We start from the raw sequence: 22,748 nt of genomic DNA on the forward strand, positions 1-22,748 counted from the left end.
GGTTCGTTTACTCGTTGATTTCATGACACTCTCCAATTTCATGTTGGAAATGTGTCAACCTTATTCAGGACGGTACAGAGAACCAAAATAAGCCTCAAGCTGAAGTTTGGATGGGAGCACACCAAAACGGCTGTTCTACCATCGAAATTCACGGAGAGAACATCAAACTTTCCGATTATATAAATTCAAACCCAGAGAACATCCTTGGCAAGAAAACATGGAATAAATTTGGCGAACTGCCATTCTTATTCAAAATTCTATGCGCCGAGAAAGCACTCTCGACCCAAGTTCATCCAAACAAGAAACAAGCTGAAGAAGGCTTTAAAAGCGAAACCCACTTAGATTCAAACGACCCCACACGTAATTATAAAGATCCAAACCACAAGCCGGAATTGGTTTACGCACTAACAGAATACCAAGCCATGAACGGTTTTAGAGAAGTTAACGAAATTATCGACAACTTCTCTAAACTCAACATTGACGAACTTACGCCACTTATTAAAGTTCTACGCGCAGAAAAAAATGGACTAAAAATTTTCTTTGAATTGATAAATAAACTATCCGAAGAAACAAAGCTATCTGCAATCAATACACTTATTGGATATGCTGAGAAAACAACCGAAAAGCCGTTCGACTTGATCCTAGAGCTCAACAAGAACTATCCAAACGATATTGGTCTTTTTGCTCCTTTAATGCTCAATGTGATCACTCTAAAGCCAGGTGAAGTGATGTTTCTTGAGGCTTGTACTCCCCATGCCTACATCAAAGGAGCAGGCCTAGAAATAATGGCAAATTCAGACAATGTACTTAGGGTTGGACTCACATCTAAACATATGGACATTGACGAACTCATCAAATGTACTGAATTCAAATCAATTCGCGCCGATGCACTACTTAAAAAATCCACCCCAAAAGACGGGATGGAAGAATTTCTGGTACCGGTAAATGACTTTAGATTTGGGTTCTACACTAACCCATCTAACCAAAGGATCACCATCAAAGGTGCGGAAATCTTACTGCCACTCGACGATTCTCTTTCCCTGACCAGTAAAAGCGGAGAAACCTTAAATGTAGCAAAAGGTCAATCAGTCTTTATCCCAGCCTATACAAAATCCGTCATCCTCTCGTCGAAAGGACGTATAGCTAAAGCATTCTCCTAATTGGATAGTGACGGAGGGCTGTGATAACCACCAACTTTTATAGTTCACTCAAGTTATTAGGCTAACCACTATTGGATATACCAAGAAGGAACATTATTAGCACAAACGTAGACATGGCACATCTAGAGAGCATCGTCTGACTATTGGCTCTGGAGTACAGTGAACATCAGATTGATAATCGGAATTGTTATTACTAACTAAAAGGAAATACATAAGAGAAAACATCTTATCTTACTCGCTTTGCTGAGTCCCGCGATCTGTTTTGCTGGCACAGGAATGTCGTGGGTACTGGCCATTGGCTGAAAATGTGGAAGATACGCTCACTACAATGACAAACATTGTGGCAGAAATATTTTCGTTTATTAGCACTGAACCCCTTCTATTTTTCAATAAGCCTTGTTCTGTTCGACTGTAGCTTCTAATCAATAACTAACTTCCGAAATGGCATAAAGCCAGCAGCTTTCGCCACTGGCTCTTGTTATTTCTATGCTCGGTTCTCTATCCACTCATCCAACTCATGTTCAACCCATGCGGAGGCTCGGTCTCCGATTGATACACAGTACGGAAACGCCCCATCAGCCATCATTTTGTAAATGGTCGATTTGCTAAGTTGAACCCTTTCTAGTACTTCTTTTAAACGGATTAATCTCATGAGAATTTCCTCGTGTTGTTATCTCTCATGAAATAAAGGTGCCGTGTAAAAAAAGACTTACGTAGACCTCAGCTTGAGCTCATCTTGGGTGGTGACTCCTATTTTTTGCTCGACCTCTTTTCCCATAACACACACCATGCTTGGAAATGGTGCTGCATCTTGCTCTTTCCCTTCTTGTAGAAACTTAAGCCTACCTCTGATAAGGCGCACCTCTCCATGACTTAAATGGTCATGGAAAGCTTTGGTGTCCGTCCTAGCAGGCACCAACATAACGACAGTTGCCCCCTTACCTGCCTCCTCTTGTGCTTTCTGAGCAAAGTCTTTTAGCTTGGAGTACGGCGGATTGCAGTAGACTATTTGATGACTCCAGTCTTGAGTGAGCGCATCATCATCCATTGTGAAGTAATGGTCGCACAATGCCGTTTCAGGCTCTGCGGTTGCATCAAGAGTGAAGCTAAACTCCTTATTAAGCTTTTCAAAGACCGCTGGTGGTGTTTGCCACTTATCTCTTTTAGCACTCCCAGTACGCGCACTAGAGAAAAAGAGTTTCTTGTTCATGCATGTCTCTCCTTACTTCCTTTTCCGATTGTTCTGCTTTCTTGAGCGGGACTTACTGATAAATGCTCCGAGCGAACTGCTTGCATTCGTCACTTCCGTATTGGAATGAGCTTGTCTACTTAAAACGTAAAACAGATACCCCCGTTGGAATTGATAATCCTCATCCGATTTATTCAATATAAAAAGGGGTTGGTTTAGAAAAATGCAAAGCTCATTTGCATCCTGCTTGTGTATCTGTGTCGTCTTAGCCCATGAGTGTTTGATGTCTTTGGCGAGTCGTTTTCTTACCTTCAGTTCATTGATAATTGGTGGGTAGTTAGAAGCATCAAGGAAAAGTGTTATCCGATAGCTGATGCTGCCAGATTGAACCATCTCCCTTTTCCAAATGACATTCAGGTTATCATTTCTTCGATAATGGCAGAGACGATAGAACCACTGATTAAGAATGGTCCCCTCCTGTTGCCTTTGTTTGTTGGGTATCCGCACCCTGAATCGAAAGACATAGCAATGACTAAAACGCATTAAGGCGTCTGTGTAGGCACGATATAAAACATCCAGTAACTCAAGAGAGGGAGAGCCGTGGTCTATATCCACTTGATAGTCTCGATAAAAGCCATCCTCTAGCCGCTTCAACGTGGCAAGATGAATTTGCATGTTACCTACCATAACGTTTCTCCTGTTTCGCTTTCAATTCAGCCTGCTTAGCTAACTTCTCATCTCGCGCTTTTATCTTTTCCTCTATCCAGTTTTGAACGTCTTGATAACGCCAACCGATGGCTCTCACGCCTAGTGACACGGATTGAGGGAATGTGCCCTCCTCCATAAAACTGTATATCGACGCCCTGGAAAGGCCACTGATATGCATCACCTCTTTAAGTCTCATCAAGCGATTCGGTTGTTCAGTATTTGATTGGTTTAAGCTCATGATTCATGCCTTTGTTGGATTCACTCAAACAAAGACGCAGGTCTGTATTTTTTATCTCAACAGGTCTCATTCAAATTCAATTGAACACTTTTTCACATACATATCATCCCCTTGAGTATTCCATTTATTGATACAAGGAGAAGATATGGAAACGCTATATACCTTCAACGCTCCCGCCACAGAGCATCAGATACTAGAGAAAGCCGTCGAGATACTAGAGGGCCGCTTAGTGAGTGGAGATGCTTTTACTCGTCCGAATGACACAAAAACTTTTCTACGCTGCAAGCTAGGAGAATATGAGAGAGAAGTCTTTGGGGTGATGTTGCTCAACAACCAACATCGGTTGATTGAGTTCAATGAGTTGTTCTTTGGCACGATAGACAGTGCTTCAGTATATCCAAGAGAAGTTGTAAAGCTTGTGCTTGAGAAAAACGCCTCAGCGGTGATTTTTGCCCATAACCATCCATCCGGAGATGCAACCCCTTCACAAGCAGATAGACGTATTACAGAACGTTTAAAGGATGCTTTAGCGCTGGTTGATGTGCGAGTACTCGACCACATTGTGGTGGGCAGCGACTGCATGTCTTTTGCTGAGAGAGGCTGGTTATGAATAGTAATATCAAACGTAACTTCAAGCTCGACCAATTCCACCAGCTTGTCGAACTATTGATTAACCAATACGACATTCCTACTGAAACAAAACGAGTGGCACTTAACCTTAAGGTTGCAAGCTTCTATCGCAACCGAAGCGGGATACAGCCCATAGAAATACAGCTTGAACGGGCTAACGCCAGTGAGCCTTGGGAAGTACGATTCATCGCTTCTTTTGATTACCCATCGCCAGAAGCTGAGAGTGTTGATGTGGCTTTGTATTTCAACTTCAAATACCAATGGTTCTATCAACCAGACATCCAACGATGCGAACTCAATCGACCTGAAGTGCAGTCGCTCTTCGTTAGTTGGCTCAAAGCATTCACCAATCACCTCAAGGCATCACAGTTCGATATACAGACGTTAACTGCCGTCAGTCAGTTTAAGTAGTTGCTTATCCATCAAGCCTTAACAACCCTAGCCACATTCGATTCAAACTCATTTCAGATACATATCATTCGATTGAATAGCCAACTATTGAAAGGAAAAAAGTGATGAAACAACAACCATTGACCATTACATCGTCATACTCGCCAATCTCTCAGAAGCTTGAAAGTATGCTGAAAAATAAAGTCGAGACATTCTGGAAACAGAACCCAACCCAAAAGGGTTGTGAAAGCCTCACTATTAACTTTCGAGATACCACCTACAGTGCTGAGGCTGGTGGCTATCACCCGGTAGAAATCATGCTTTCAAAAGAAAATGAGGGACGATACCGAATCCAATACCTCACTGACTTTGCTTACATGGGTAATATCTACCCAGAGCTAGAGCGCAATGTGGATTTTGATGTCGCTAACGGGCAAGCGTTCATAGCCCCTATGGGATGGCAAAGCTGTCACAGCCAAGCCATTGTGGAGTTCTACTCACTGTGGGAAAACAACTTTCTTGCTTACGTATAAATGGAGGCCTATGACGAAATTAAAATATCGATGAGCTAAATACGCTATCGGCCAGATAGTGACGCACCCATCGCTAGGATGATTGTCATTCTATCAATCAACCACCAGCAGTGACCTAACAATGACAACAAGGGATAAAGCCAGTACCACAGAGCAATTATCATTGGTGTTTGAGTTGTATAGGCGTATACCACAAGGTCGAAAAGTGACAGCCAAGGAGCTTCAGGCTGAGTTAACCGATGCCGGGATGTATCGCAGCATTAGAAGCGTACAGCGTAATCTTGATGTCATCGTCGATTATTTCGATGTCGATAAGGATACTCGAAGTAAGCCTTTTGGATACAGTCGGGGAATGTACAGCCAACCAACGTTAAGCGCTAGGGAGCTTGTCTTACTCCAGCTTGCTAAAACAATCCTGAGTCAGCAACTTCCTTTATCCTTAGAGTATGCCATTGATTTTGCATTCAGCTTATTGCGAGTTCAACCTCGCTCTCATACAGGAATGAGACCACCACAAGGAGACACAAGCAAAGCATATGCAGTGATTGATGAATTAAACGCTCCCGACTTGCTGGGAGAGTTCTTCGAACCCATTTCAGTGGCATTGGTTCATCAAAAGCAAATCACGCTTACCCTTACATCCGGTGAGCAGATAGAGCAAGTTTCACCTATCGGTATCACGACGACCATAAATGAACTATATCTGGTCTATCAAAACACACTCAACGATTACGACGATCTTCCTTTAACGTGTATTGCTGAGCTGAAAGTACTGACCTTCTACTTCGATTACCCGTCAGACTTTCAATTGCACCAATATCAACTCAAATCAGAGCCTCAGTGCTTAACACTGCAAGCAAACAATATCACTCCGTTGATTGCATCGGACAGATAGTGACGCAAGCAATGATATCTTACCTCTGTTTCAAAAAATCAATGGAATACACAGGGCGCTTACTCCCTTTCATGTTTCATTGAGCCATAGCGCAATCAAAGTAAAACATGGAGCACTAACCTTACATCAACTCCATGGGTTAGTGTGCAAGGCAGAACTGTGTTTTTACAGCTGGCTGCGCCATTAATTGTCTACAGCTAAGACAAGCAGTGTTAAGGGGGACGGCCGCCCCCTTAGTATGGCCGAGTCGAAACAACCACATCTGAAACGCATATTATTATAGAAAAAGCCTATTTTTCGACCATTTGCGTTGACCCCACCTGTCGTCACTTCGTTGAGTTTTACCTAATTAATACACACATCTCAATTGGAGAATTATCATGAAATCAATCATTACTAAAGTCATTACACTCGCCGCTTTAACCCTTTCAATGAACGTAAGTGCTGCCAGCGCTATTGATGCGCTCAGTGTCGAATCGATTAAAGCCACTCTGACACCAGAGCAAATTCAACAATCTCTCAACCAATGGAAAGAGAACCAACTAAAACAGGTTGAATCACGCGCTCAAAACATCTCTGATAGAGCACCCATTGAAGCAAGACGAGAGCTGGTGAAAGCTCAAATCGAACATGAATATAAACAGACAGCTCAAGCCTTAGGTTTGTAGTCTGTTGATTATCAAAAGGAGCGTCATGCTCCTTTTTTTGCCGTAGTTGCGTGATGTGATATGGGGGCCAGGGTTGGATAAGCTTTTAAAAACCAGAAGAGAAAAGAGAGTTTTAGATTACGTACACAAAAAAAGCCCGCTTTGATAGATACAGAAAAATCAAAACGGGCCAGCATGAACAAGATTCGCTCATTAACAACGTCAGTTGGCTAGGTGCCTCGGCTTAAGAGGCGGGCGCATTCTAATATATAAACAGATAAATACTGTTCTATAAGGAACATAACTATCTATATACCTCGTACTACGTTACGACTGACTAAAAGGTAGCGTAACGCTCAATACAAAGTGAAAAGATTATCTCGCTTTTCAGAGGTTACGTAGTGCGGGCTTTTCTTCATTTCAGCTTGCTCACGCTTAAACTGACTTTCACTGATTTTCTTAATTAACCATTCATCTATCTTATCTTCTTCCCAAGCGACAGCACGATACGCAATCTGAATGCTCATCGGAAACTTACCAGCCGCAATTTGACGATAAAGTGTGGCTTTACTGAGCCCAGTTTTATGTAGGACTTCTTTTAATCGAATCAACCTCATCATGACCTCTATGTTTACCGTTGTTAATAATCATGACTCCTTTACACACCAAGATATCTAGCACCGCAGGGAATCACACAGTCTCATACAATAAGTCATGATATAAGAGGTTATAAGCACTCTGCACTCTGCACTCTGCACGCTAACGATTAAGCAGTGATTTCCTTCTAAGCAAGGTTACTCACACGCTATAGACTGAATTCAATATTGAAGTAATTTGATTTGTAATGAATTGTTCTAGATGAACATTAGAGTCTTAAGGACTCTAGTTGGTTAGAATGGATTTGAAAGAAAAATAGAAAAGAAAAAAAGATTTATAATGATGTCGCATTACATGCTCCACTATGCATTATAAATCCCACCCAGTTTTCTCTGCTCTCTTAATCTAACAGACACAACCGAATCACTTCAGTTATGCCTGTTAGGTCAAGCCCCTTGTCGAAACAGAAGCTCTCTATACAATAGGGATGAAAATGTATTTTTTTTATTTGACTCAGCTTCTTCTCGCTGGGTTTGACCTGAAAGCTCGATGTATCTCCTGGATTGGTAGGTGAACCTCTTGTCGCTCACCAGAAACCATCAAGGACACCTCTTCTTTGGCATCAACTGTCACCTGGATAGTACGTTGCGGCTCTTCTGGTTGGGTAAATCGAATCTCATATTGAAAACAAAAGTCTCCCTCCCTCTTCAAGGGGATGATGGCACACTGCTTCGCACTCATGCTCTTGATGCCTCCCAACGCGAGTAGCTTTTGGTAACGGGAAGCCATGTTCAAGCCCAGTCTCATTATTAAACGAGTCAGCAAGACATAATGCCAATAGCTCTGGGAAGCTTCCTTGGGCTCATCCCTACTGAACACATCCGCTAGGTAATAAGCAGAGTCAAACCTGAGACGTACTTGCTGAGTGGTCGATAATGTACTCAATACCGCCTGCTGCTTTGTCATGGGCACAACCTTAGAGAAAGAGAGCAACGCTGCCAACCTATCGCTGCATTGGTTCACAGTAAGGTCTGTTAGGTTAGATACAGGCTTTAGGATGAACGCTGACGCCACCTGGCACACCCACTGATGAATTTGGTCCTGCAATGCTTTATTACGAAAGAAATGAATCACACACTGAATCGGGAAGCCCTCCATCACTCCTCCCATAACCTCAGGCCATCGATAATGCTCAAGCTTTCTCAAATCCGTTCTCTGCTCTCGAATACACCAAGTATGAGCATAAGCATCAAAGAGGCACTTAACTTCAGTGCTTTCATTGTAGGGGTAGAGAATGCGATTAAAGTCCAAAAGCAGTGAACTGACACCTTCAAAACCGCTCTTCAAAAAAGGATGCTCAATGTTTAAGTAGTAACTTCCTTTTCTCCGACCAAACAACGCTTTTCCAGTTAGCCCTGAAACGTGCGCTTTTATCAATCCCATGGCTTTCAGCGTGTTCAGCTGAGACTTAAAGCGTGCCGCACTGATGCCTCCCATCATTTTACGAATGCGCGTTGAGCTCACCTCTTCAATCACGCCCAGTTCATTAGCATGTAAAAGCAAGACCACTAAAAACAGACGATTTGCAGCTCTAAAGGATTGGCGTCTTTTAATCTGAATATCTTCTGACGACTCTACCTCAATCAGCTCGCTCACATCATTTTTCAGTAATCGAATAACGGCTGGATTCTCTGTCTGGATTATCTTGTCTAAAAGACCAAACTCATCATGATTCAACAGGGTATTTTTCGTCAATGTATACGCATATTGACCACGACCTCTTAATGAATACTGCTCTTTCACAATGAGACTCTGTGTCTTTTTTAATGTCGAAAACAGAGCAGTAACTGTACTGAGCGTCACCCCGTATTGCTTAGAGAATTCTCGAGATTGATGGCTAAATTCAATATCAACACCTTGGTTTTTTAGTAGGCAAGATAGTAGGTATACTGCTTCTGATTTCATTGCTAATCCAAGTGCTTAGAGTAGGATTTAAACCGCATTAATAGTGTGTATACAAGAAATAGTAACATGATGTCATTGATGTTTGTAATTATGATTACATTGTTGTTATTGATTTTGTTTTGAAAAAACAGGAAAGGCGATTATTCTGATAATTGATTAGAGGACAGGTAAGAACATGATCGTTGAAATAACACCAAATTCTAAGATGAAGAAACGCTTAGAGTGGATAGATAAAAATGATGCTTTGATGGCTAAGTGGTTGGTAGGTTACATATCGCAACATGAATGGATATTTCCATTAAACAGTGGAAATGAAACGCCATCCGACTACATTGACCGCTTTTTGAAAAATGCTCACAGTTGGGAAGAGAACGCTCAAACTAGAGAGCAGTGCCGCAACATGAAATCGGCTTGGAAGAGCTGGAAAAAGCGAGAAGACAATCGCAAGAACACAACCATTGCTGAGGGAAGCTATACCATTTCAATAGCCGCAAGGAAGGAATTAGAGCGGTTAGCGAAGCAACAGAACTGCAGCTTTAGCCAAGTCATTGATACATTACTTCTCAAGGCTAAAGACATAGAGCACCTTCAAAAGGCAATCAAAAAGCCACTAGAAAAAGCCAATTATGGCTATCGTGTAAATACCCAATTTTTATCGACGTTCTTTGGAGATGATGCAGCCCACCAGCAAGCGGAAGTGATGACGCAAATGTTGCAGCAAGAAATAAATAATAATAAAAAGCAGTCACAAGAAGAGCTTAGAGAGCTTAAGAAACAACTTAAAGATATGCAGACAAAAGTGGCCGAGTTGACAGCCATTATTGAAGACTAAAGTGCTTAATAGTGCGGTCTCTACACAATAGCTAACTGACATTCATTGACATAGTTCCATTCATTTGAGTCAGTGCTGTAAGGTTGTATTTGCATACTTCTCCCCCATTATGAGCTAGACGACATTTTAGTGGCGATAAAATCTACAAGTAACTTTGATAGGTGCGAGTGAAAACTTATTGCACGATAATGAATGAATATTGTCAATGGAGATAAATCATAATCTACAGAAACTTGTTGTAACTCATTCTGTTTTATTTCATCTGAGCAAAAGTTAGTGGGCAGAGCTACAAACCCAAGACCACGTTGGGCAAAGGCTTTTGCCATAAATCCACCATCTACTTTTATTCTTGATCTTGGGGATAGTGTTATAAATTCATTTGATTCTGGAATAGTGAAAACCCAAGGTTCTCCTCCAAAAGATTTATAGCTTGATATACACGGCATTGACTCCAGTTCAGTTAGGCTTTGTGGTAAGCCATAGCGATTAATACACTCCTTAGAAGCTAAGATAGTAGTCTCCCATTGGCAAAGTGGCTTCGACACCCAATCCCGATCATCGAGAGTTCCTCGTTCAAAACTAATAATAATATCGGGATCGTTTGAGATAGCATTTTTAAGCGCGGTGCTGTGCTCACAGTACAGTGTGATATCTGTATATGTGTTTAAAAAGTCTGCTAAAACTTCTCCTAGAATAGGTATATCTGGAGAGCTAAGGCGGATGCTTCCTTTCAGTGAAGTCTGTGTCTCACTGAGTCGTTGTAGTGACTGATTGAGGTTGCACAATGGTTCCCGAATTTCTTGAAAAAGACGATCACCCAATAGTGTTGGGGTCACTTTACGAGTTGTTCGATAGAATAGTTTTTCACCCAATACCGATTCTAGTTGTTGAATATGCCGACTGACGTTAGAACTTGGAATTGCTAAGTGTTCTGAGGCTTTAGCAAAACTATGTTTTTCATACACAGCACAGAATGAGCGTAGCCAAACGTTATCAATTCTATCTAACATAATTATCCCAAAAGTTAGGTTATAGAATCCAACATTATCTCATTTTTTTACTCTGAACCATGCCTTAAGCTTGTGTCATTGCAACTATTGAGAACATATACATGAACGATAAAAAACGATTCATTGTCCATCGAGACAACTATCAATTGCAAGTTGAGCAGCATGGTACTGGTCCACACTTATTAATTATCGGTAGTGTGAACTACTACAAGAAAGTAATTCCTGAATCTCTGCACGATTACTTTACTTGCGTGTATGTAGACCATCGTGGGTTCTCCAAATGTGATGATTCGAATCCCGTTAATTCAGTCAGCTTAGATACTATCACTCGTGACATCCAAGCAATATGCGACAGTATTAAGCTGACTAAAACTAGCATATTGGGGCATTCAGGCCATGCTTATATGGCAATGCACTTTGCGAGTAATACGCAAGTAGATATCGAAAAATTGATTTTAGTTGGTGCCGCACCAAGTCTGTCAGGAGATATGCAAGAAAAGCAGTTCGCTTATTGGTCCGAAAAGGCTTCTGAAGAGCGGAAAAAATTGCTAGATACAGGTATGGCTAGACTAGAAAATGATATTTCCAAGCAGCCAGAGCGTAAGTTTGCGCATGTCTGCCGAAGATTAGGCCCAATGAGATGGAAAGACGCATCATTTGATGAGTTATCTTTGTGGGATGATGTTGAAATGAATACACCGATACTAGATAAGCTTTGGGGAGACATATTCAGAGATATCGAACTTATGCAGTTCTCATCAAACTTGGATGTCACCGTCATGAATGGAGAACTAGATTTTAGCATTGCTCCGATTGAGGCGTGGGAAAGTGTTGAAAGCGCATTTAAATCATTACAGCTAATCCCGTTAACAGGTGTGTCACATACGCCGATGCTAGAAGATCCAGAAGAATTTGTTGATACGATCCTGAGTATATTTAAGCGTTAATGTTCAAACAATACTGAGCGGATGTTTGAAGCACTCAGAGTGTTAACAAGCTTTTCTCCAGAGCCTTCACCGTTGGCACTTCATAACTCAGAAGTGCGACATTCCTTGTTAAAGAAAAAGCGTGAAAAGACAATTTATCATACTCATAGGTAGTATTTTATTTGACTGAGTATTCTTCAAATATATGCATACCAATTTCATTGATCACTGAGTTACGCTCGGCCATTGATAACTTAGTATTAGTTAGGTAGATACTAATAAATATTGGCGAACGCTGTTCTTTCCAAATTATTGCTGTAATACCACGAGAACCGTTTTGACCAGCTCCTGAACGATCGGCGATTGACCAGCCTTGCGGCAAAATGGAGCGAAGTAGCGCATCAGAGACTACGTTACCTTGCATCCAACCTTTTAGTTGTTTCTGAGAAGCATTACCTAGTACATTTTGATATAAAATTCGTTGTAAGGTTTTGTTCATTGCTATTGGGGTTGTAGTATCTCGTTCATCCCCTAATAGTGCTTGGTTTAGTTCAGGTTCGAATCTATCAAGTCGAGTAACATAATCTCCAATAAAACGGAGAAAACTCGTGATACCTTGTGGCCCACCAACATGGTCTAAAACGATGTTTGCCGCAGTATTGTCGCTTGTTAGCATCGTCGCTTCACATGCCTTCTCAACTGAAATGGGTTTACCAACAAGTTCTTGTGTTATCGGTGACCATAGCATCAATTTGTTGGACTCAATAGTAGTGCTTACACTCAGATCTAATTGACCCATCTCTGCGTCTTTTAGCATTTTCGCACATGCTAATGTTTTGAATGTGCTCATCATAGGAAATTGATCGTTCCCGTTATAATCCCATTGCTTGTAACTATGAGTATCTATTACTGAGACCCCTATGCTCCCTGAGATTTGTTGTTCAATATCAAAAGTTGATTGAGTGAGAGTTGATGCTGACGTTAAGCACGAAATGAACAGGCTACTTGAAAGAAAAATCCTTTTCCTCTTGAGCATATTCTTTAGGTGTTTCATTTGTTGCCTCTCCAACGTACTGCCTTTGCTACATGTTCTTTAATAAAGTTGTCTTTGTGAGAACAATATAAAATAATGTCATGATTACAAATTGTCGCACCTTCTCTCTTTAACTTACCGTAACGTAATGCTATTTCTGGAAATGCAGTCAAGTAGTCTCTGAAAGCGATATGCCTATTAATTTCTGGTGACCCAACTAAAAATGCATGCACTTGATGACTTCGCTGTACGCCACCTTTTTGAAAGTAGCGCCTACCTGTTATGCCAAACTCACCTTTCACTTCGTAACCAAGTGACCTCATCGAATCATTATTCTTATCCAAGCATTCCAGTGACTTCACTTCTATAAGAATATCGATGATAGGTTTCGCACAAAGACCTTTGATTGAAGTACTACCAATATGATGAATTTCCACTACATTGGTTAGGTTCAAGACCGATTCTAGCAACACCTTCTCATCGCAAAATGCGCCAGCCCATGAAGGTCGATAGTCTACGACTTCAATTATTCGCGAACCCATTGTCAGCCCATATTAGTATTAGGACCATTCTCGAAACATACCTGCTCTGATATATGAGTAATCCACTCAGATTTGGTAGACACATACACATTCAACTGGGGAGTGTACAAGTGATCATCATCAACAATACCAATATAAATCAATGACATGCCTTTAATTTTATTATTTTTTTTGTAGATAGGTGTACCACAATTGGAGCAAAAACATTTGCTCCCGCTATTGTGAATTTCGAATGTAGATATACTCTTCTCACCTTCCATCATCTCTAAGTTTCTGTCTTCAACAGCAACATACGTTGAGAGCGCACTCCCATTTCTCTTTTTACAGCGATTGCAGTGACAATTTACGACGTATTGTGGCAAGCCAACTGCGGTAAGCTTTACTGCACCGCAGAAACATGAACCTGTTATTAGATTACTCATTCAAACCCTCTGATACTTTATTCAAATCATTAAAATCACAATTCTAAAGTTAGCTATAATATGTTCAAGAACATATAAAAGCAGGTTGGATATATGCCTCTTTCCAAACAACATAAACAAGAAAGCAGAGATAGGATTCTTAACAGCGCAATCCTTTTATTTTTCCAATTCGGGTATGAGAAAGTTTCTATTGACAACGTTATGAAAAAAGCGGGTTTAACAAGGGGGGCTTTTTACGCTCACTTTTCAAGCAAAGCAGTCCTTTATCATCAGTCATTAACTTTTGCAGCGAAAAGCACACATTTAGCGAGTGGGAAACCTGCGCACCTATCAAACAAAGATTGGCTTTATCAGCTTGTTGGTATGTATTTGAGTTTAGAACACCTCAAATTAGAAACGCCTCCTTGCCCAATTGCTTTCATGGCACTAGAGGCCAAAGCTCATGAAAAACAAGTTCGTGATGCTTATACGTTAGCGTATCAAAATATGAAAGAAGCCCTATTAACATTAACTGACCAAGGTATTTGCAAAGAAGCAGAAATTCTTCCCTTAATCGCATTAATGGTTGGTAGTGTATGTATCAGCAAAACTCTAACCAACAAAAACGAACAAATGAAACTATTAGCGAACAGCAAAGATGCTGCGTTTTCAATTTTAGATTCACGTATTTTTAACAAAGACACATAATCACCGTTAATGGACTCTATGAAAGTTTTTAACCGCAGCAACCTGTTTTCCATCGCCTGTTGATACTTATTGCATTTGTAAGGCGTGATAAATTAGGCTGACAATTTACCTACTTAACAATCAAAGTGGACTTTAACACACCGTGTCCATACGTAGCTTAAGTCGATTACGGAAAGCACGCTTTCCCAAAGTCACTCAGGGTAAATACCCATTCAGAACATGTTAATGTTGACCTACACTACAATAAGTTACGCAAATTCAAGTCTTCTAGGTATTCTGCATCTCTACACTGCCCAACTTCTTTACATCATTGATAAGATGTAGATTTTTTTAATTGAGTAAGTAAGTGAAAGGCAGCACTATACGAAGGCTAAACGCGGCTGTAAGCCGTCTAGGGAGTTTTGATTGAATAATCGAGTAGTTTTTACAGGTGGCCCCGGTTCAGGGAAAACTTCAGTTATCGAATTTCTGCATCAGAAAGGATATGCAAGAGCTCCTGAAGTTGGCCGAAAAGTAATCAAAGCCCAGGTAGACTTGCAAGGTAAAGCATTGCCTTGGTTGGACAAGGTCGCATTTCGCGACGAAATGGTTCTTGAAGAAATCGAAAATTACGAGAACTTTGGTAGTACTGAAATTACGTTCTACGATCGAAGTATTATCGACTCGTATGGGTACAGCATACTTGAGCGGTTACCTATATCGGAGCTTTTGTTGGCGAAATGCAATGAACTGATTTATTGTCGTAAAGTTTTCATTTTCCCACCTTGGGAAGAAATCTATGAAAATGATGCTGAGCGAAAACAGGACTTTACTAAAGCAATAGCGACATATCATGAAATGGTGAATGCATATATTAAATATGACTATGATTTAATTGAAGTTCCAAAGGTTTCAGTTAAAGAAAGAGCGCAGTTCATCGTCAGCAAAATGAACTACGACTAACACGTGTCTGTCCAAATGTATTTTAAACAAGGTGAAACAAGTTACACACTGGATGTTCAATTAAGTAAGAACCTAAAACACAAAAATATAGATTGTCATACCATCCAAACAGTGATTACTTCACGTCAACTCGATGCCACAAGCTTAGTATCAGATTACCACAGACTGCTATAACGCTTTGGCTGCCTTGTTCAATGTACTCGATCCACCAACGCATTAACTTATGTCTACACTATAAGCTAACAAGGTTATGCTAATTCCATTGTATTGAAAGGAAGTACGTTCGACATAGTCAGTGATTGTAGTTTATCTCCCCATGCCTGCAACACCGCTAGTTGCTCCTCTAGATAATCATGGTGATTATAAACTCTTAACATTCCCGGCAGCTGGTGACCGACAGTTTTTTCGATGGCAACAATATAGAGCCCCATCTCGCTACAGCGGCTGATAAAAGTTCGGCGTAAATCATGTGGTGAAAAACGCTAAAAATCTCCGGGAACATTGCGCTTTATCAACGCTCGTACTACCGCTGGATCTTATAATTTATCATTACTCAGTTGCGGCCAAACTAATTTCCACTTACTTGAAGCATTTTCACGCAGCTCTACTAACAAATCTAAAAGATAATCGCTTCAGTGGTACTTTGCGGCTTCTACGCTTTTAGTGTGTCACTCTTCAGAGCTGACTGGTAGTGTCCAAACTTACTCTCTAAATCAATCTCAGACAAACGCATTTCAAGTACAGCACTTATCCGTTGACCACAAGTTAGAAAAAATCATATTAATAGGAGGTCAGCACAATCTGTATTCCAATCATCCAAGTTCGCTAACAGACTCTTCAGCTCAGAAAAACTAAGATTTCGTTTAGTAACACAGGAGCCACCACCAACATCTTTTACTTTTAGTTGCGAAACCGGATGAGAATTTAGCATGTTGAGCGTCAAGGCATGGTTAATCACTTGATTGATGAATTTATGGCAAACACCAATTGCTCCAGCCATGCGCTTTCCATCACTACCTGCCTTTACATCGAAGACTTTATTGAGGTGATAGAAACTTAAGTCTATCAACTTGATATTACCGACAATTGGTTTGATATCTCGATTGTAGATGATTCTCGACTGCTCTCCTCGTAGTTGCTTAGATAGACGCTTATCATCAAAGCTCACAAAAGCATCGTAAATACCATTTCAGATCATAGTTTGGGTAAAAAGTTCGAGTATGGTGAGAGCAGCAGAAAGAAATGGGTACACCGAAAGGTACACCAAAGAAAAATAAATTAAATATAAGCATTAAATTTCAATAGTATAAAGCTCAAATTCAACTTACGCCAGCCAAACGTTTGGAAAGGGCGATAACTCTTAGAGTTATCGCCCTTTTTGTTTCTTATGACCTTCCCTAGACAAAGCCAATTCACTTTGCTGTCAAATGAGCCTTCTCAGCTCGACAATTTAGTAATCTGTAGTTGATACCGAAACAACTGTAACAATTCGAGTTACACTGAATGGATAACAATAAGTGTCGAGGGTTTATGACCATTTCTCCTGCCATTTTACGTAAGGTTTGGTACTCACCATCCATCAACTTAGGGCTACGAGCCACCAGCGCCATTGCGATTTTTATTGGCTTAGGTGTGTTATTCCATCAAGTTAATATTGCGATGACCGCTTTGATGACAATGCCCGCAGCATTGATCAGCGGATTAGACACTGCGGGGCCTAGACGTTGGACTCGGTTTGCTATTACTGCAATGACGTGGAGTCTTGCTCTCGTTGCTAGCTACGTATTGCTTTTGACTGAATTACCCTTGTGGCTTACTTACGGTGCTATTGGTGCCGTGATGGCAAGTTTTGCCGTTAATGGACCATTCTGGGGACGGCTGGGTATGTCGAGTTTGCTTATCGCCGTGGTGACTTTATCGCTTTATCATTCACACTCCGGACCCCTTTTGTATCCAATGTTAGTGCTTGGACCGCTCACTTTTGCACTCTTCAGCTGGCTATGGTTTGCCTTATGGAAACATTATGCGTTGCGAGTTTGCCTTTCGGCGATCTACGAGAAATTGGCAGACTACATTCAATATCGACAAGCTTTTTTGTTAGGGAATGAAAGTGAAGCTCCTAAGCGTCTTATCAAATACCAGCTTATTGAGCTTTTTCAACAAGCCCTTCAATCTGAGTCATTTCGCTCAAAACATGAGGACGTTAACGATCTTAGACAAGCGTTATTTCTCGCTCTGGATACTTTTGAAGTTATTCTGAGCAGTCACACTAATAACCCTGATCTGTTATCACAGTTCCAATCCAGTAAGTCGAAACGTGACCTACTATTGGTATGGAGCCAACACTGTCAGCAAAGGCTCAGACACAAAGCGAGACAGTTGCTGTACAACTCTCACGAGAAGGCTGCCCATTTAAGTTCACTCGAGCAAGAGGCTCACGATCTCATCGAAGCGGTAAAGCTTGAAGATCAACCGCGTTTTCGCTATTGGGCCTACGCGATTAAACACATTTCTCATCGCATTGAGTTAAACGAGCCCGCCTACGAACGCTCTTTTGAAGTACAGCCCTTCGAGCTTTCCTTGCGCTGGCCAAGTAAAGACAATCCAATTTGGCGACACGTTGCTCGTGTGGGGCTGATGTTTGCTCTTGGTGCTGGCATTGCTGAGTATTTCGAATTGATTCGTCCTGATTGGGTGCTTATTTCCATGTTAATGGTAATCCAACCTAGCTTCTTAGCCACACGCAGTAAGACATGGCAGCGCTGCTTAGGCACCGCCTTGGGCGTCTTGTTTGCAACAACTGTCATTAAAATTGGAGTGCCGCCCACAGCTATATACACATTGATCATTGTATTACTGCCCGTCGCTATGCTTAATATTATGCGCCGTTATTCGCTTGCTATTGGATGCATCACCGCTTTATTAATTCTGGTTTACCATGCTATGGCTCATCAAGGGCTTAACTTTGCAGCACCACGTTTGATCGATAATCTTCTTGGTGGAGCGATAGTGTTGTTAGGCTACAGCGTTTTATGGCCACAATGGCGCGGTAAAGAAATTCACTCTCAAGCATTAAAGGCATTAGACAGCTCAAAAAGCCTTTTTGTGTATTGCTACACTCAACTACAGGCGGAGCCAGCTCAAAGAAGCCACATAGATCTCACTAAGCAAAGAGCCGCCATGCTTACTGCCGAGAGTGACCTTGAGTTGGTATATAGTGAGATGCAACAAGAACCACGCCACACTCGCAGTGACCCACATTATTATGACGATATGCTAAGCCATTACCGACTGCTCAATCATTACCTCTGTTTGCTTTTGCCTTTGGTGCGTGCTGGCGTCTCGTATCAAGGTTCCAAGCAGGTAGAGTATTTAATCAATAGCGCGATGGATGCCTTAATATTTAGTCTGCGCGACCAACAAATTCACGAACTACCTGCTTTGAGTAATAAAACCGCAGACAAGGCACTCAGCTCTACATCAGGTCAACGCTCGGTAGAAGAGATCATATGGTTAGCATTAATGACCATTAAACAGATGCACGATTTAGTCAGGCGCAACCTTAATAGCTAACCTCACGAGAGATATAAAAAAAGAGCGACAACTACGCTAGTTATCGCTCTTCCAGTTTCAGTAAACTGCTTATTCTTAATGTCGGTTATTTGCTTTTGACCACCTATAGCCCAAAAGCTTACTGGTGGTCAAAAGGTTGCAGGTTTTACTCGTACTACTGGCAACCTTGCTCAATGAGCTCGAGATATCCTTTCAACTCATCGTCTGGCATCTGCAGCAATGTGTCACCAACATACCACTCAATATAGCTCTGCTGTGCGAGTAGCCCTTGTTGGGGATTGCCAATCCAAACACTGTGCTGCTGCGCTAAGGTATCGCGAAGGGCAATGGCTTTCTTCTGACTAATTGGCAAATGGATATGTAGCATATTAGCTTGCGGAGCTTCTGGATTCGGAGTGAGAGAGGGGTAATCTACCAACATTTGGTAGAGCTCAAGTGTGCGCTCGAATAAGGAAGGAAGTGCTTGAATACGTGATTCAAATTGCATCGCCGCTGCGACAACATATGGAGAACGCTGATAAACACTACCACCTTGCCTGTGCATCCAAACACTCGCTTTATCAATGAAGGTTTTATCACCAAGTAACATCGCGCCACCTAAGCCTCCGATACCTTTATAAAGAGAGACGTAAACTGAATCAAAGCCATTAGCGATCTCTTGATAAGATTTCTGGTAGTACGCGGCACACTCCCAAAGCCGAGCTCCATCCATGTGTAAGTGAATGTTGTTGGTTTGACAGTGGTCTTTAATCGCCTCTAATTCACCAAAGCTAGGTAACTGCCCACCAATTTCTCGCATTGGTAATTCATAGACAACCGCACCAAGCGTGTCTGGAATTTGCAAAAGCGATGACACATTCCAAGGTTCATAAGGTTTGCCAACGGGCAATGCATTAAAACGATTTTGTAACTGGTAGCCCTGGTTTTCATGTATATAGATATGACAGGAAGGATGCATTGCCACATTGTTACTGCCTCGCTGTTCGCAGGCAATTTGCAGCGCAGTGGGCTGTGTCATGGTGCCAGTAATTACAAATAGTCCGGCTTCAAACCCAAGGAGTTCTGCAACTTGGCGCTCAAAGGATTGTATCAATTCCCCCTCACCATATTTGTCGTGCTTTACACCATTTTGCTCACACCAGGCTGCCATTTGCGCAAACATCTCAGCGGGTGTAATTGCCCGATTTCCAGGCAATACAACTTGACACTTATCCTGCATCTTATCTTCCTTTCTCTTATACAAAGTTCGTCAACCATGTCACCTGTCAGTTGTTTAGTAAAGAGAAGATTGTTAATCGATTGCTCAGCAGTGAGATGTAGGTTTTGTCGGGACTTTGATTGACGAACAGGAATAACAGGAGTATCTATCAATAGATCTTCATTATTTGGATACCGCGCTTGCAACATATCAACGACCTTTTGCTCGCAATGAAACCGTTACTTGAGCAGTACGGCTACTTCGCTCTTATTGTCAGTATCTTTTTAGAAGGTATTGGTATTCCCATGCCTGGACAATCTTTGATGATTGCAGCTTCAATACTCTCTTCACAGCAGGTTATGAATCTAAGCTTGGTCCTGTCAATATCCTGGTTAAGCTGCTTTTTGGGTAATACTTGTGGCTATATGATTGGCTACTATTTTGAGGGGTGGCTGGATAAGAAGGGTTATGTATCAGGCCCTAAAATGCAAAAGCTTCAATCGATGATAAAACGCTATGGTCCTGCATGCTTAGTCATCAGCCGTTTCGTTGAAGGAATGAAGCAGTTTATGCCACTGGCGTGTGGCGTAGCAAAAATGCCGCGCAATGAATTCTTATTAGGGAACGCTCTTGCGACCACGATTTGGGTTACTGTATTTGGTTTGCTCACTCATTTTGCTTTTGACCACCTACAGTTATTCCAGCAGTTTTATCATCAACACCGAGCGATCGTTTGGTTGGTGTCAGCCGGCCTATTTGTCGCTCTCATCGTCGCGCTTATGACGAGAAAGCGACGCACAAGTTAGTCTACTGTCACCGCTAACTCTAGTCGTAATATATCCATATCATCGATTGGACTCGCTTCTGCTATGGACGGTTTGAGTCCTAAACGGCGACAAACGGCAATGGCAGCCTTATTCCCTGCCTTAGTTTCAGCAAATATGGTTGTCGGAGCAAATTGACCAATACCAAACTCAATTAAAGCAGACATGGCTTCGACCGCGATGCCTCGTCCTTGCCTATCAACCGCTAAACCGAAGCCAATAGATGCTTGATTATCAGCTTCTAAGCGAAAGCCAACAGTGCCAATAACTTGATGGCTCTCTTTTCCTTCAATCACAAGCTGGAATTTGGTGCGTGGAAGCTGCTCTGATTGCTCGACAAACATTTCCAGTAAATGCGCATTAAACTCCGGCGAGCACTCTTCTTTTGGATAGAAGGTTTGATACTTGGGATGAGACGTTATGGTGAGCCATGCCTCGATATCACCCAGTTGAAAGTCACGTAAAATAAGTCGTTCTGTTTCTAGCGTTAATTGCATTTTGTTCTCTTTTTAAATCGGGCACACATATCTGCCGCCTAATTTTGGCAAGGCTGCATGTTTATCACACTCATCAACTCAATAGAGTGACGAAGGTAGCTATTTGGCTACCGAAAAGGTTCAGTGTAGAACAAGCGGTGATATTTGGAGTCGTAATTGTAATTAATGCGACCCTTGCTGCTTTTCAAGCTGTAAAAAAATCGCTACCATTTACAAGTCGTTAAGACATTAACTTTTATTCTCAGGGCGGGGCGAAATTCCCCACCGGCGGTAAATCAATGTTTGATAAGCCCGCGAGCGCTTAACTTTATGGAGTTAAGGTCAGCAGATCTGGTGAGAATCCAGAGCCGACGGTTAAAGTCCGGATGGGAGAGGATAATGATATTTACAGATACTGTAGTGAGTACTCACTAGGGTTTGCTGTGCGTATTGTTGCGCACGTTGTAAATATAGAATGATACCTCCTTGCTTTACGGCGATGCGGGTGTCGTTCATCTATCTTTTGGATCTGTGTATTTTCATACAGGGTCCCCATACCTATGCCCTGATTCTGGTATTTTTATTTAGGAGTATTACCATGAATCAGAACCAAACTTCATTGCTATCTGAATTTGGCAACCCACTAGAGCGCGTTGAAATCGCATTACAAGCCCTTCGAGAAGGTCGCGGTGTATTACTACTCGATGACGAAGATCGTGAAAACGAAGGCGATATCATCTATTCCGTTGATCACTTAACTAACCAGCAAATGGCGCTTATGATTCGTGAGTGCAGTGGTATTGTTTGCCTGTGTATTACTGATGAACAAGCCAAGCAACTTGACTTACCGCCGATGGTTGAGAACAACAACAGCGCTAACCAAACTGCATTTACCGTCTCTATCGAAGCAAAAGTGGGAGTGACAACTGGCGTTTCTGCCGCTGATCGTGTCACAACTATCAAGACAGCATGTCAAACTGGTGCTCGACCAGAAGATCTTGCTCGCCCAGGGCACGTTTTCCCGCTACGTGCGAAGCAAGGTGGAGTACTAACTCGTCGTGGTCACACTGAAGGAACCATTGACCTGATGCAAATGGCTGGCCTATCACCATTTGGTGTACTTTGTGAAGTCACTAACCCAGACGGAACAATGGCGAAAGCTCCAGAAATAGTTGCATTTGGTAAGCTTCATGACATGCCAGTGCTGACGATTGAAGATATGGTTCAATATCGCCTAGCAACGGCAGAGCAGTCAGCTTAAGCCCCTACTTCAATGAAAATCGCCACCTAATATTAGGTGGCGATTTTGGTTCTAGCATTTAGCTATTGAG

General features: G+C 41.8%; 24 protein-coding genes, 1 pseudogene and 1 riboswitch. Of the genes and pseudogenes, 13 read left to right on the top strand and 12 right to left on the bottom strand.

Going from position 1 to position 22,748, the window contains the following annotated elements; all coding sequences use genetic code 11:
* The first annotated feature begins 62 nt into the window (after positions 1-62).
* On the top strand, positions 63-1,160 hold the full coding sequence (gene manA, locus MMA19_RS23755; RefSeq protein WP_261359920.1) for a mannose-6-phosphate isomerase, class I: 1,098 nt from the start codon (positions 63-65) through the stop codon (positions 1,158-1,160).
* A gap of 484 nt (positions 1,161-1,644) precedes the next feature.
* Here manA and MMA19_RS23760 read toward each other — a convergent pair whose 3' ends face one another.
* Genes MMA19_RS23760 through MMA19_RS23775 form a run of 4 tightly spaced genes read right to left on the bottom strand, consistent with a single transcriptional unit; the run spans position 1,645 to position 3,295 of the window.
* Positions 1,645-1,812: an AlpA family transcriptional regulator gene (locus MMA19_RS23760; protein ID WP_240207431.1), complete on the bottom strand. Its 168-nt coding sequence runs from the start codon at positions 1,810-1,812 to the stop codon at positions 1,645-1,647.
* A 57-nt stretch (positions 1,813-1,869) separates the two neighbouring features.
* Positions 1,870-2,370 (bottom strand): phage N-6-adenine-methyltransferase, encoded by a 501-nt coding sequence (locus tag MMA19_RS23765; RefSeq protein WP_240207433.1) that lies wholly within the window; start codon positions 2,368-2,370, stop codon positions 1,870-1,872.
* Positions 2,371-2,382: 12 nt separating this feature from the next.
* Positions 2,383-3,036, bottom strand: a complete 654-nt coding sequence (locus MMA19_RS23770; RefSeq protein WP_240207435.1) for an inovirus-type Gp2 protein — start codon at positions 3,034-3,036, stop codon at positions 2,383-2,385.
* Positions 3,026-3,295, bottom strand: a complete 270-nt coding sequence (locus MMA19_RS23775; protein WP_240207437.1) for an AlpA family transcriptional regulator — start codon at positions 3,293-3,295, stop codon at positions 3,026-3,028. The genes MMA19_RS23770 and MMA19_RS23775 overlap by 11 nt, the downstream gene beginning before the upstream one ends.
* A gap of 145 nt (positions 3,296-3,440) precedes the next feature.
* Between MMA19_RS23775 and radC the strand changes: the two genes are divergently transcribed.
* From radC to MMA19_RS23800, 5 genes are all read left to right on the top strand, one after another.
* On the top strand, positions 3,441-3,905 hold the full coding sequence (gene radC, locus MMA19_RS23780; protein WP_240207439.1) for a DNA repair protein RadC: 465 nt from the start codon (positions 3,441-3,443) through the stop codon (positions 3,903-3,905).
* Positions 3,902-4,336, top strand: coding sequence for a DUF2787 family protein (locus MMA19_RS23785; RefSeq protein ID WP_240207441.1), 435 nt, complete (start codon positions 3,902-3,904; stop codon positions 4,334-4,336). Before radC ends, MMA19_RS23785 begins: the two co-directional genes overlap by 4 nt.
* A 104-nt stretch (positions 4,337-4,440) precedes the next feature.
* Positions 4,441-4,848 (top strand): DUF2787 family protein, encoded by a 408-nt coding sequence (locus MMA19_RS23790; RefSeq protein ID WP_240207443.1) that lies wholly within the window; start codon positions 4,441-4,443, stop codon positions 4,846-4,848.
* A gap of 121 nt (positions 4,849-4,969) precedes the next feature.
* A complete protein-coding gene (locus MMA19_RS23795) occupies positions 4,970-5,743 on the top strand; it encodes a hypothetical protein (protein ID WP_240207445.1) in 774 nt (257 codons plus the stop codon).
* 380 nt (positions 5,744-6,123) lie between these two features.
* Positions 6,124-6,411 carry a hypothetical protein gene (locus MMA19_RS23800; RefSeq protein ID WP_240207446.1) on the top strand — a complete coding sequence of 96 codons (288 nt, stop codon included), beginning with the start codon at positions 6,124-6,126 and terminating at the stop codon, positions 6,409-6,411.
* 335 nt (positions 6,412-6,746) lie between these two features.
* Here the strand turns inward: MMA19_RS23800 and MMA19_RS23805 are convergent, their stop codons facing one another.
* A complete protein-coding gene (locus MMA19_RS23805; RefSeq protein WP_240207448.1) occupies positions 6,747-7,010 on the bottom strand; it encodes an AlpA family phage regulatory protein in 264 nt (87 codons plus the stop codon).
* A 490-nt stretch (positions 7,011-7,500) separates the two neighbouring features.
* On the bottom strand, positions 7,501-8,952 hold the full coding sequence (locus tag MMA19_RS23810; RefSeq protein ID WP_240207449.1) for a hypothetical protein: 1,452 nt from the start codon (positions 8,950-8,952) through the stop codon (positions 7,501-7,503).
* Between the two features lie 175 nt (positions 8,953-9,127).
* Here MMA19_RS23810 and MMA19_RS23815 point away from each other — a divergent pair, with 175 nt between their 5' ends.
* Positions 9,128-9,784 (top strand): hypothetical protein, encoded by a 657-nt coding sequence (locus MMA19_RS23815; RefSeq protein WP_240207451.1) that lies wholly within the window; start codon positions 9,128-9,130, stop codon positions 9,782-9,784.
* 107 nt (positions 9,785-9,891) lie between these two features.
* Here MMA19_RS23815 and MMA19_RS23820 read toward each other — a convergent pair whose 3' ends face one another.
* The gene (locus MMA19_RS23820; RefSeq protein ID WP_240207453.1) at positions 9,892-10,794 is read right to left on the bottom strand and encodes a LysR family transcriptional regulator; all 903 of its coding nucleotides are present in this window, start codon (positions 10,792-10,794) and stop codon (positions 9,892-9,894) included.
* Between the two features lie 101 nt (positions 10,795-10,895).
* On the opposite strand from MMA19_RS23820, the gene MMA19_RS23825 reads away from it, so the two are divergent.
* Positions 10,896-11,741 (top strand): alpha/beta hydrolase, encoded by an 846-nt coding sequence (locus tag MMA19_RS23825; RefSeq protein ID WP_240207454.1) that lies wholly within the window; start codon positions 10,896-10,898, stop codon positions 11,739-11,741.
* Between the two features lie 157 nt (positions 11,742-11,898).
* Here the strand turns inward: MMA19_RS23825 and bla are convergent, their stop codons facing one another.
* Together bla and MMA19_RS23835 are read right to left on the bottom strand one after the other, a co-directional pair.
* Positions 11,899-12,756, bottom strand: a complete 858-nt coding sequence (bla, locus tag MMA19_RS23830) for a class A beta-lactamase (protein WP_240207495.1) — start codon at positions 12,754-12,756, stop codon at positions 11,899-11,901.
* Between the two features lie 14 nt (positions 12,757-12,770).
* Positions 12,771-13,295 (bottom strand): GrpB family protein, encoded by a 525-nt coding sequence (locus tag MMA19_RS23835; RefSeq protein ID WP_240207456.1) that lies wholly within the window; start codon positions 13,293-13,295, stop codon positions 12,771-12,773.
* Between the two features lie 515 nt (positions 13,296-13,810).
* Between MMA19_RS23835 and MMA19_RS23840 the strand changes: the two genes are divergently transcribed.
* Both MMA19_RS23840 and MMA19_RS23845 read left to right on the top strand, forming a co-directional pair.
* Positions 13,811-14,404 (top strand): TetR/AcrR family transcriptional regulator, encoded by a 594-nt coding sequence (locus MMA19_RS23840; protein ID WP_240207458.1) that lies wholly within the window; start codon positions 13,811-13,813, stop codon positions 14,402-14,404.
* A gap of 405 nt (positions 14,405-14,809) precedes the next feature.
* Entirely contained in the window at positions 14,810-15,346 is a 537-nt protein-coding gene (locus MMA19_RS23845; protein WP_240207459.1) for an AAA family ATPase, read from the top strand.
* Between the two features lie 248 nt (positions 15,347-15,594).
* Here the strand turns inward: MMA19_RS23845 and MMA19_RS23850 are convergent.
* A pseudogene (locus tag MMA19_RS23850) lies at positions 15,595-16,523 on the bottom strand (site-specific integrase); the annotation flags it as partial.
* A gap of 353 nt (positions 16,524-16,876) precedes the next feature.
* On the opposite strand from MMA19_RS23850, the gene MMA19_RS23855 reads away from it, so the two are divergent.
* On the top strand, positions 16,877-18,919 hold the full coding sequence (locus tag MMA19_RS23855) for an FUSC family protein (RefSeq protein WP_240207497.1): 2,043 nt from the start codon (positions 16,877-16,879) through the stop codon (positions 18,917-18,919).
* Between the two features lie 154 nt (positions 18,920-19,073).
* Here MMA19_RS23855 and MMA19_RS23860 read toward each other — a convergent pair whose 3' ends face one another.
* Positions 19,074-20,138 carry a beta-eliminating lyase-related protein gene (locus tag MMA19_RS23860; protein ID WP_240207461.1) on the bottom strand — a complete coding sequence of 355 codons (1,065 nt, stop codon included), beginning with the start codon at positions 20,136-20,138 and terminating at the stop codon, positions 19,074-19,076.
* A 179-nt stretch (positions 20,139-20,317) separates the two neighbouring features.
* On the opposite strand from MMA19_RS23860, the gene MMA19_RS23865 reads away from it, so the two are divergent.
* Positions 20,318-20,923, top strand: a complete 606-nt coding sequence (locus MMA19_RS23865) for a DedA family protein (protein WP_231892992.1) — start codon at positions 20,318-20,320, stop codon at positions 20,921-20,923.
* Here the strand turns inward: MMA19_RS23865 and MMA19_RS23870 are convergent.
* Entirely contained in the window at positions 20,920-21,438 is a 519-nt protein-coding gene (locus tag MMA19_RS23870; RefSeq protein WP_051868158.1) for a GNAT family protein, read from the bottom strand. The two genes, MMA19_RS23865 and MMA19_RS23870, sit on opposite strands and share 4 nt — an antisense overlap.
* Before the next feature lie 233 nt (positions 21,439-21,671).
* A riboswitch (FMN riboswitch) is annotated at positions 21,672-21,819 on the top strand.
* Positions 21,820-22,015: 196 nt separating this feature from the next.
* Here MMA19_RS23870 and ribB point away from each other — a divergent pair.
* A complete protein-coding gene (ribB, locus tag MMA19_RS23875) occupies positions 22,016-22,678 on the top strand; it encodes a 3,4-dihydroxy-2-butanone-4-phosphate synthase (protein ID WP_006072538.1) in 663 nt (220 codons plus the stop codon).
* Positions 22,679-22,748: the final 70 nt, after the last annotated feature.

Origin of the sequence: Vibrio sp. CyArs1 (assembly GCF_022432925.1) — a bacterium.
In the GTDB taxonomy this organism is placed as follows: Bacteria; Pseudomonadota; Gammaproteobacteria; order Enterobacterales; family Vibrionaceae; genus Vibrio; species Vibrio mediterranei.

Bases quoted from the DNA above. Each gene is read 5' to 3' on its own strand.
- MMA19_RS23760 (WP_240207431.1), bottom strand. From the start codon at position 1,812: ATGAGATTAATCCGTTTAAAAGAAGTACTAGAAAGGGTTCAACTTAGC.
- MMA19_RS23825 (WP_240207454.1), top strand. From the start codon at position 10,896: ATGAACGATAAAAAACGATTCATTGTCCATCGAGACAACTATCAATTG.
- MMA19_RS23860 (WP_240207461.1), bottom strand. From the start codon at position 20,138: ATGCAGGATAAGTGTCAAGTTGTATTGCCTGGAAATCGGGCAATTACA.
- radC (WP_240207439.1), top strand. From the start codon at position 3,441: ATGGAAACGCTATATACCTTCAACGCTCCCGCCACAGAGCATCAGATA.
- MMA19_RS23775 (WP_240207437.1), bottom strand. From the start codon at position 3,295: ATGAGCTTAAACCAATCAAATACTGAACAACCGAATCGCTTGATGAGA.
- MMA19_RS23765 (WP_240207433.1), bottom strand. From the start codon at position 2,370: ATGAACAAGAAACTCTTTTTCTCTAGTGCGCGTACTGGGAGTGCTAAA.
- MMA19_RS23855 (WP_240207497.1), top strand. From the start codon at position 16,877: ATGACCATTTCTCCTGCCATTTTACGTAAGGTTTGGTACTCACCATCC.
- MMA19_RS23790 (WP_240207443.1), top strand. From the start codon at position 4,441: ATGAAACAACAACCATTGACCATTACATCGTCATACTCGCCAATCTCT.
- MMA19_RS23795 (WP_240207445.1), top strand. From the start codon at position 4,970: ATGACAACAAGGGATAAAGCCAGTACCACAGAGCAATTATCATTGGTG.
- MMA19_RS23785 (WP_240207441.1), top strand. From the start codon at position 3,902: ATGAATAGTAATATCAAACGTAACTTCAAGCTCGACCAATTCCACCAG.
- MMA19_RS23835 (WP_240207456.1), bottom strand. From the start codon at position 13,295: ATGGGTTCGCGAATAATTGAAGTCGTAGACTATCGACCTTCATGGGCT.
- MMA19_RS23870 (WP_051868158.1), bottom strand. From the start codon at position 21,438: ATGCAATTAACGCTAGAAACAGAACGACTTATTTTACGTGACTTTCAA.
- bla (WP_240207495.1), bottom strand. From the start codon at position 12,756: ATGCTCAAGAGGAAAAGGATTTTTCTTTCAAGTAGCCTGTTCATTTCG.
- MMA19_RS23810 (WP_240207449.1), bottom strand. From the start codon at position 8,952: ATGAAATCAGAAGCAGTATACCTACTATCTTGCCTACTAAAAAACCAA.
- MMA19_RS23840 (WP_240207458.1), top strand. From the start codon at position 13,811: ATGCCTCTTTCCAAACAACATAAACAAGAAAGCAGAGATAGGATTCTT.
- MMA19_RS23805 (WP_240207448.1), bottom strand. From the start codon at position 7,010: ATGATGAGGTTGATTCGATTAAAAGAAGTCCTACATAAAACTGGGCTC.
- ribB (WP_006072538.1), top strand. From the start codon at position 22,016: ATGAATCAGAACCAAACTTCATTGCTATCTGAATTTGGCAACCCACTA.
- MMA19_RS23770 (WP_240207435.1), bottom strand. From the start codon at position 3,036: ATGGTAGGTAACATGCAAATTCATCTTGCCACGTTGAAGCGGCTAGAG.
- MMA19_RS23800 (WP_240207446.1), top strand. From the start codon at position 6,124: ATGAAATCAATCATTACTAAAGTCATTACACTCGCCGCTTTAACCCTT.
- MMA19_RS23820 (WP_240207453.1), bottom strand. From the start codon at position 10,794: ATGTTAGATAGAATTGATAACGTTTGGCTACGCTCATTCTGTGCTGTG.
- MMA19_RS23815 (WP_240207451.1), top strand. From the start codon at position 9,128: ATGATCGTTGAAATAACACCAAATTCTAAGATGAAGAAACGCTTAGAG.